The sequence below is a fragment of the Pseudonocardia sp. ICBG601 genome (assembly GCF_020496245.1).
In genome coordinates this window covers 1-8,767 of the sequence record NZ_JAHLJA010000025.1, presented here as the reverse complement: position 1 = coordinate 8,767, position 8,767 = coordinate 1, and the positions used below count along the sequence as shown (strand labels likewise).

Sequence of the window (8,767 nt, the reverse complement as noted above, 5' to 3'; positions counted from 1 at the left end):
GGAACTGAGGTGTCGCGCGGCGGCGGCGGGAAGGCAAGTCAACAAGATCAAAAACAAGGTCAAAAACAAGATCAACAGACAGGGGGTTGGCAAGGGGGTGTGGCTAAGAGGGGCGTGCGGTACGTAGAGGGGAGAGAAAAAAAGAGCACCAATGAAGGGGTAAAACCGAATGGCTACGCAGAAGGCAACGGCACACAAAAGGCCAGCGAAGGCGAAGCCGAGCAGGGCAAAGCCCCAGACAGACGGAACAGCACAAAACAACAAGAACCCCATGCAGGGGCAGTGACCAGAGCATGAAGCAGAACATGATCCAGATAAGGGGCCAGGCAATGCCAGAAGAAGCACAGCCGAAACGAGCGAAGCGAAGCGACGCCGGAGTCATCCGGCAAACCGGACGAGACGCAGAACTCATGGAGTGGATGGCCCAGATGTACGGCATCCCGATGGACCTCCTCCAGCACCACCTCGGAGTCGGTCAAGTAACGACGTATCAGCTTGTACAGCGCTGGCTGAAAGCGAACTGGGCGAAGCGCGGCCGTGTTGACGCGGGCCCGGCGTGGGTGTGGCCGATGAAGGCGACGGCGAATCAGGCACTGGGTTGGGATGCGAGGGAGTGGACTCCGAAGCCCACAATCTCTGCACACACTCGCGCAGTCGCAGCGGTGAGATTGCATCGGCTCGGGTTCGATCTGACTCGGTGGAAGTCAGAGCGAATGCTCTGGCATGAACACGGGTGGCGTTTGAAGGATGAGGAGTATCCGCACATGCCAGACGGAGTGGAAACGTTGGAGAGCGGCAAGAAGGCGTTGATTGAGGTCGAGCTGACGGCGAAGACTCGAACCCGCTACATCTCAAAAGCCAATGAAGCGAACAACACTATCGGCTTGCTGTCGGATGTCACAGACAGGGCGAGGGATTTGGAGTGCAGCGTTATTGCCTATTGGTGCGCACCGAAGGTGCTGCCGGTGATCAAGGAGGTGACGGATGAGTACCAGCGAAGGCGAGAGGCAAGGTTGATGAAGAGAGGGCAACCAGAGCTTCTCGCACATGAGCCGAGTTGGCATGTGAAAAGTTTGGAGGAGGTTCCAGGATGGCAATCAGTCAGATAACAGGTGAAAAACCGAGAGGAAGGACGAAGTTGATGGATTGGCCGAGTGCCCCGGTATGGGCGCAGGGAAGTTTCGGGTTGATTCTGCTGGCGATGGCGATCGCGGCGGTGGTGATCATGCTGCCGGGGGTGATCTTCGGTGCGGGGATCGTCTGGTGGGCGTGGATCAAGGGCTGGGAACCGGCTCGGTTGAAGTGGCCGTTCCTGTCCCTGACCTTGGGGATGGTGTTTGCGTGCTGGTGGTGGGAAGACTGGCTGCTGCCGATCACGGGGATGTACATAGCGATCGAGCAGGCCTGGGCCGGGTTGTGGCTTGAAGCGTTCGTGAACGGGGCGATGGCCTCAGCAGCGCCAGCGGCACTGGGGGCCTGGTGGTGGTGGCACCGCTACACCAAGCAGATGCGCTCAGGGAAGCAGCAACTCGCTGGTGAGAAGCACATCCAGCGCCAGCAGCGAGCGAAGGAACGGACGGCTGAGTGGCGGTCCCGGATGGAGATCACCCCGCTGTCCCGAGGGGAACGAGTGATCCTCGGGCACCTGTCGGAGATCGTGCTGCCGAAGGTGGAGCTGCTGCACCAGGCGATGTTCAAGCGGAACCACGTGTGGCTGGAGATCCCGATGAAGGCGATCCGGCTGCACATGGCCTGCATCATGCAGACCGGGGCGGGGAAGACGACGGTGCTGCGCAGGTTGTGCGCGGGCTGGTTGGAGGCCGCGTGGAGCATCCACGACCAGGCGTCGAGCCAGGGTGAATCTGGCTCGCGTGCCCGGGCGTCGGTGTACTCCACGCGACCTCTGGCCATCTTCCTCAACGCTAAGGGCGGAATCCAGGCGGGGGACGAAGGCCGAGACTGGGCCTGGGAGATGCAGGCCACCGGGGTGCGCCCGGCACGGATCGGGGTCTTCCCGTACGAGACGAAGCTCGACATGTGGCGGCTGCCGGCTGAGCAGCTCGGTGCGTCGCTGCACAAGCTCGCGAAGACCGACCACCGCTTCTACGACGTCCTGCAACGCGGGTTGCTGCATCTGATCATCGACCAGCCTGACGGACCGCCCACGAGCTCCACAGAGTTCCTGCAGCGGATGGCCCCGACTGACCTCCGGAACGCTTGGAAGGACTATCCGACGGAGCTGGGGATGGTGTCGGCGTTGGCGGGGAAGTCGACGGCGGGGCCGTCGGCGTTGCAGGCGGACCTGATGTTGTTCGCGGACCTGTTCCGGTCGTTGGGGTTCGACTTCGACTCGGGCCGCCCCCTGACTGATTTCGACGCTCTGTATATCAGTCTTCCGGGGACGACTGATCAGGTGCGGGCCTGCGCGAAGGCCGCTGTGTTGATCGAGTTGCTGGCCCATGAGCTGGCCCGTCAACCTCGGCAGACGTTGTTCATCATGGACGAGTTCTCGGCGATCTCCGGTGAAGTTGCGGGGAGCGCTATCAACCTTGTTGAGCGGCTCCGTGCACTGGGCGGTGCGGTGATCGTGTCGGCGCAGTCCTACGCAGGGCTCGGGGCTGATGACGACGAGCGGGAGCGGCTGCTCGATGCGATGGGCGGCGGCATGCTGCTCGGCCGCACGCAGGGGGCGGAGCCGCTGGCGAAGCGGTTCGGGTCTCGCAAGGTCGGTGAGGCGGGGATGCAGCTTGACGACGGCGAGTTCACGGGGACGGGGACGATCCGGCGTCAGGATGCCTACTTGCTGGACCCCAACAGGCTCAGGACGATGCCGGAACGGCATGCCGTGTATGCCACCCCGGACAAGGTCTCTTACGGCTGTGTGACGCCTCTGGGGCCGTTGAAGCGGCTCCCGAGCAAGGTCATCTCCCGGTCGCCTCGGCGGGCGCTGCCGGTGGCAGGTGACCGGCTGGACGTGCTCCAGCTCAACAGGGGGCATCGGAAAACCCTGGCTGAGCAGATTCCTGGCTGGGACTCGAAATGAGCGGCCAGAGGAAGGTCCCGAAGAAGGACGACTACCAGGAACCGTCCCTAGATAAAGCAGCACGGCTGCTGGGGGTCTCCCCTGCGGCGAGTCCTCAGGTCTTGCATGCTGCTTATCGGGAGAAGGCGAAGGTTCACCACCCGGACTCGGGTGGGGATGAGGATCAGTTCAAGGCGCTTCATGAAGCGTACAAGCTGTTGCTGGAGCAGGGCTGGTCTGCTCCTGCCGAGTCGCTTCCTGAGCAGAGTGACACCGGCCCGGTCGTATGGGTCCGGAGCCGGGTTCCGTTCCTGCTGTTTGTAGTCGGGCTCGGGCAAGCATTCCTGGTACTGCTTGTCCCCTTCGGGATCGGGGTTGCCAGTTTGGCGAGTTCGTTCCTGCTCACTTCAGTTCTTGTGGTGTGCTGGTATCTGTGGGTGGGAAGCGGACGGCCAACGCGGAGGAGCGTTCAGAAGAAAATAGGAGAAGCGAGAGGTGGTGGAGATAGAGAGTCGAGCACTGATCCGCTGGATGCTATGACGGCTGAGCGGGTGGAGAGGTTCGAGCGGGACGGTTACTAGCGTCCCTTCTCGCTGAGGCGGGTGGACACCGGAAGGTGTCCGCCCGCTTTTGTGTGTAGCGGTCCTGTCTTGGAGGTTCTTTCGGCCCTGTCCGTCATCTGGGCGGAGCCAGACCTGGCGGCCCACCGAATGCAAGGGTGGGGTGTCCCTTGCATTCGGTGGGGGGTCAGGTATCCCTTGTGGCAGATGACGGACAGGGCCGAAAGAACCGTGGCCCCTGTCCGGAGTCTGCCGGGGTTCGGGGCGGCGAGCGCCCGACCCCCGGAGGGCCCCCGGAGGGATTCCGCCGGAGGCGGAACAAAGAGCGAAGATCAAAGGCAGACGCTCGCCGCTGGGCAGGCTCCGGACAGGAGGACAAACCCGGCTGAATAGCACTCGGCTAGTGCACGGTTCCTCACCCTGGAATCGGGGTCGGGAACCTCCTGCCCATCACCTGCCCAAAGGGATACCAGACCTTTGGGAGGGGGCAACCCGAACCCCATGGGTTGCCCCCTCCCAAAGCCCTGGTCTGGCTACGCCCAGGTGACGGACAGGAGGCCCCCAACCCCTAGGGTGCGCCCTCCGGGCGCACCCCGCACAGGGCGACCTCACGGTCACCCGGTGAAGGGTTGACGCATACTAAGAGGGGCTATACGATGCATTAAAGACAGTAAGTGGCACGTTAGTGGCCCATAGTGACTTTAGGGGCAGAAAGAGGGGGTTTGAGCGGTGGGGGAGGGGGTTGACCTGCGGTTTCGTGGTGGGCCTTCCCGCCGCCGCCGCGCGACACCTCACTCCCTCTGCTTCGCGACGAGGAACTGAGGTGTCGCGCGGCGGCGGCGGGAAGGCAAGTCAACAAGATCAAAAACAAGGTCAAAAACAAGATCAACAGACAGGGGGTTGGCAAGGGGGTGTGGCTAAGAGGGGCGTGCGGTACGTAGAGGGGAGAGAAAAAAAGAGCACCAATGAAGGGGTAAAACCGAATGGCTACGCAGAAGGCAACGGCACACAAAAGGCCAGCGAAGGCGAAGCCGAGCAGGGCAAAGCCCCAGACAGACGGAACAGCACAAAACAACAAGAACCCCATGCAGGGGCAGTGACCAGAGCATGAAGCAGAACATGATCCAGATAAGGGGCCAGGCAATGCCAGAAGAAGCACAGCCGAAACGAGCGAAGCGAAGCGACGCCGGAGTCATCCGGCAAACCGGACGAGACGCAGAACTCATGGAGTGGATGGCCCAGATGTACGGCATCCCGATGGACCTCCTCCAGCACCACCTCGGAGTCGGTCAAGTAACGACGTATCAGCTTGTACAGCGCTGGCTGAAAGCGAACTGGGCGAAGCGCGGCCGTGTTGACGCGGGCCCGGCGTGGGTGTGGCCGATGAAGGCGACGGCGAATCAGGCACTGGGTTGGGATGCGAGGGAGTGGACTCCGAAGCCCACAATCTCTGCACACACTCGCGCAGTCGCAGCGGTGAGATTGCATCGGCTCGGGTTCGATCTGACTCGGTGGAAGTCAGAGCGAATGCTCTGGCATGAACACGGGTGGCGTTTGAAGGATGAGGAGTATCCGCACATGCCAGACGGAGTGGAAACGTTGGAGAGCGGCAAGAAGGCGTTGATTGAGGTCGAGCTGACGGCGAAGACTCGAACCCGCTACATCTCAAAAGCCAATGAAGCGAACAACACTATCGGCTTGCTGTCGGATGTCACAGACAGGGCGAGGGATTTGGAGTGCAGCGTTATTGCCTATTGGTGCGCACCGAAGGTGCTGCCGGTGATCAAGGAGGTGACGGATGAGTACCAGCGAAGGCGAGAGGCAAGGTTGATGAAGAGAGGGCAACCAGAGCTTCTCGCACATGAGCCGAGTTGGCATGTGAAAAGTTTGGAGGAGGTTCCAGGATGGCAATCAGTCAGATAACAGGTGAAAAACCGAGAGGAAGGACGAAGTTGATGGATTGGCCGAGTGCCCCGGTATGGGCGCAGGGAAGTTTCGGGTTGATTCTGCTGGCGATGGCGATCGCGGCGGTGGTGATCATGCTGCCGGGGGTGATCTTCGGTGCGGGGATCGTCTGGTGGGCGTGGATCAAGGGCTGGGAACCGGCTCGGTTGAAGTGGCCGTTCCTGTCCCTGACCTTGGGGATGGTGTTTGCGTGCTGGTGGTGGGAAGACTGGCTGCTGCCGATCACGGGGATGTACATAGCGATCGAGCAGGCCTGGGCCGGGTTGTGGCTTGAAGCGTTCGTGAACGGGGCGATGGCCTCAGCAGCGCCAGCGGCACTGGGGGCCTGGTGGTGGTGGCACCGCTACACCAAGCAGATGCGCTCAGGGAAGCAGCAACTCGCTGGTGAGAAGCACATCCAGCGCCAGCAGCGAGCGAAGGAACGGACGGCTGAGTGGCGGTCCCGGATGGAGATCACCCCGCTGTCCCGAGGGGAACGAGTGATCCTCGGGCACCTGTCGGAGATCGTGCTGCCGAAGGTGGAGCTGCTGCACCAGGCGATGTTCAAGCGGAACCACGTGTGGCTGGAGATCCCGATGAAGGCGATCCGGCTGCACATGGCCTGCATCATGCAGACCGGGGCGGGGAAGACGACGGTGCTGCGCAGGTTGTGCGCGGGCTGGTTGGAGGCCGCGTGGAGCATCCACGACCAGGCGTCGAGCCAGGGTGAATCTGGCTCGCGTGCCCGGGCGTCGGTGTACTCCACGCGACCTCTGGCCATCTTCCTCAACGCTAAGGGCGGAATCCAGGCGGGGGACGAAGGCCGAGACTGGGCCTGGGAGATGCAGGCCACCGGGGTGCGCCCGGCACGGATCGGGGTCTTCCCGTACGAGACGAAGCTCGACATGTGGCGGCTGCCGGCTGAGCAGCTCGGTGCGTCGCTGCACAAGCTCGCGAAGACCGACCACCGCTTCTACGACGTCCTGCAACGCGGGTTGCTGCATCTGATCATCGACCAGCCTGACGGACCGCCCACGAGCTCCACAGAGTTCCTGCAGCGGATGGCCCCGACTGACCTCCGGAACGCTTGGAAGGACTATCCGACGGAGCTGGGGATGGTGTCGGCGTTGGCGGGGAAGTCGACGGCGGGGCCGTCGGCGTTGCAGGCGGACCTGATGTTGTTCGCGGACCTGTTCCGGTCGTTGGGGTTCGACTTCGACTCGGGCCGCCCCCTGACTGATTTCGACGCTCTGTATATCAGTCTTCCGGGGACGACTGATCAGGTGCGGGCCTGCGCGAAGGCCGCTGTGTTGATCGAGTTGCTGGCCCATGAGCTGGCCCGTCAACCTCGGCAGACGTTGTTCATCATGGACGAGTTCTCGGCGATCTCCGGTGAAGTTGCGGGGAGCGCTATCAACCTTGTTGAGCGGCTCCGTGCACTGGGCGGTGCGGTGATCGTGTCGGCGCAGTCCTACGCAGGGCTCGGGGCTGATGACGACGAGCGGGAGCGGCTGCTCGATGCGATGGGCGGCGGCATGCTGCTCGGCCGCACGCAGGGGGCGGAGCCGCTGGCGAAGCGGTTCGGGTCTCGCAAGGTCGGTGAGGCGGGGATGCAGCTTGACGACGGCGAGTTCACGGGGACGGGGACGATCCGGCGTCAGGATGCCTACTTGCTGGACCCCAACAGGCTCAGGACGATGCCGGAACGGCATGCCGTGTATGCCACCCCGGACAAGGTCTCTTACGGCTGTGTGACGCCTCTGGGGCCGTTGAAGCGGCTCCCGAGCAAGGTCATCTCCCGGTCGCCTCGGCGGGCGCTGCCGGTGGCAGGTGACCGGCTGGACGTGCTCCAGCTCAACAGGGGGCATCGGAAAACCCTGGCTGAGCAGATTCCTGGCTGGGACTCGAAATGAGCGGCCAGAGGAAGGTCCCGAAGAAGGACGACTACCAGGAACCGTCCCTAGATAAAGCAGCACGGCTGCTGGGGGTCTCCCCTGCGGCGAGTCCTCAGGTCTTGCATGCTGCTTATCGGGAGAAGGCGAAGGTTCACCACCCGGACTCGGGTGGGGATGAGGATCAGTTCAAGGCGCTTCATGAAGCGTACAAGCTGTTGCTGGAGCAGGGCTGGTCTGCTCCTGCCGAGTCGCTTCCTGAGCAGAGTGACACCGGCCCGGTCGTATGGGTCCGGAGCCGGGTTCCGTTCCTGCTGTTTGTAGTCGGGCTCGGGCAAGCATTCCTGGTACTGCTTGTCCCCTTCGGGATCGGGGTTGCCAGTTTGGCGAGTTCGTTCCTGCTCACTTCAGTTCTTGTGGTGTGCTGGTATCTGTGGGTGGGAAGCGGACGGCCAACGCGGAGGAGCGTTCAGAAGAAAATAGGAGAAGCGAGAGGTGGTGGAGATAGAGAGTCGAGCACTGATCCGCTGGATGCTATGACGGCTGAGCGGGTGGAGAGGTTCGAGCGGGACGGTTACTAGCGTCCCTTCTCGCTGAGGCGGGTGGACACCGGAAGGTGTCCGCCCGCTTTTGTGTGTAGCGGTCCTGTCTTGGAGGTTCTTTCGGCCCTGTCCGTCATCTGGGCGGAGCCAGACCTGGCGGCCCACCGAATGCAAGGGTGGGGTGTCCCTTGCATTCGGTGGGGGGTCAGGTATCCCTTGTGGCAGATGACGGACAGGGCCGAAAGAACCGTGGCCCCTGTCCGGAGTCTGCCGGGGTTCGGGGCGGCGAGCGCCCGACCCCCGGAGGGCCCCCGGAGGGATTCCGCCGGAGGCGGAACAAAGAGCGAAGATCAAAGGCAGACGCTCGCCGCTGGGCAGGCTCCGGACAGGAGGACAAACCCGGCTGAATAGCACTCGGCTAGTGCACGGTTCCTCACCCTGGAATCGGGGTCGGGAACCTCCTGCCCATCACCTGCCCAAAGGGATACCAGACCTTTGGGAGGGGGCAACCCGAACCCCATGGGTTGCCCCCTCCCAAAGCCCTGGTCTGGCTACGCCCAGGTGACGGACAGGAGGCCCCCAACCCCTAGGGTGCGCCCTCCGGGCGCACCCCGCACAGGGCGACCTCACGGTCACCCGGTGAAGGGTTGACGCATACTAAGAGGGGCTATACGATGCATTAAAGACAGTAAGTGGCACGTTAGTGGCCCATAGTGACTTTAGGGGCAGAAAGAGGGGGTTTGAGCGGTGGGGGAGGGGGTTGACCTGCGGTTTCGTGGTGGGCCTTCCCGCCGCCGCCGCGCGACA

Annotated in this window: 7 protein-coding genes; all 7 read left to right on the top strand. The window is 62.8% G+C overall.

All coding sequences use genetic code 11. The features are described 5' to 3' along the window. The coding region (locus KPL57_RS09150) for a hypothetical protein (RefSeq protein ID WP_226351238.1) at positions 1-297 on the top strand (297 nt) is incomplete at its 5' end. Then, entirely contained in the window at positions 294-1,109 is an 816-nt protein-coding gene (locus KPL57_RS09145) for a hypothetical protein (protein ID WP_226351237.1), read from the top strand. The genes KPL57_RS09150 and KPL57_RS09145, both read left to right, overlap by 4 nt. A 32-nt stretch (positions 1,110-1,141) precedes the next feature. After that, complete coding sequence (locus KPL57_RS09140; protein ID WP_226351236.1) at positions 1,142-3,043, top strand: hypothetical protein; 1,902 nt, start codon at positions 1,142-1,144, stop codon at positions 3,041-3,043. Then, positions 3,040-3,603 (top strand): J domain-containing protein, encoded by a 564-nt coding sequence (locus KPL57_RS09135; protein WP_226351235.1) that lies wholly within the window; start codon positions 3,040-3,042, stop codon positions 3,601-3,603. The genes KPL57_RS09140 and KPL57_RS09135 overlap by 4 nt, the downstream gene beginning before the upstream one ends. Before the next feature lie 1,086 nt (positions 3,604-4,689). Then, the gene (locus tag KPL57_RS09130; RefSeq protein ID WP_226351237.1) at positions 4,690-5,505 is read left to right on the top strand and encodes a hypothetical protein; all 816 of its coding nucleotides are present in this window, start codon (positions 4,690-4,692) and stop codon (positions 5,503-5,505) included. Positions 5,506-5,537: 32 nt separating this feature from the next. Then, positions 5,538-7,439, top strand: a complete 1,902-nt coding sequence (locus tag KPL57_RS09125; RefSeq protein ID WP_226351236.1) for a hypothetical protein — start codon at positions 5,538-5,540, stop codon at positions 7,437-7,439. Further along, complete coding sequence (locus KPL57_RS09120; RefSeq protein WP_226351235.1) at positions 7,436-7,999, top strand: J domain-containing protein; 564 nt, start codon at positions 7,436-7,438, stop codon at positions 7,997-7,999. The genes KPL57_RS09125 and KPL57_RS09120 overlap by 4 nt, the downstream gene beginning before the upstream one ends. The last annotated feature ends 768 nt before the right edge of the window (positions 8,000-8,767 follow it).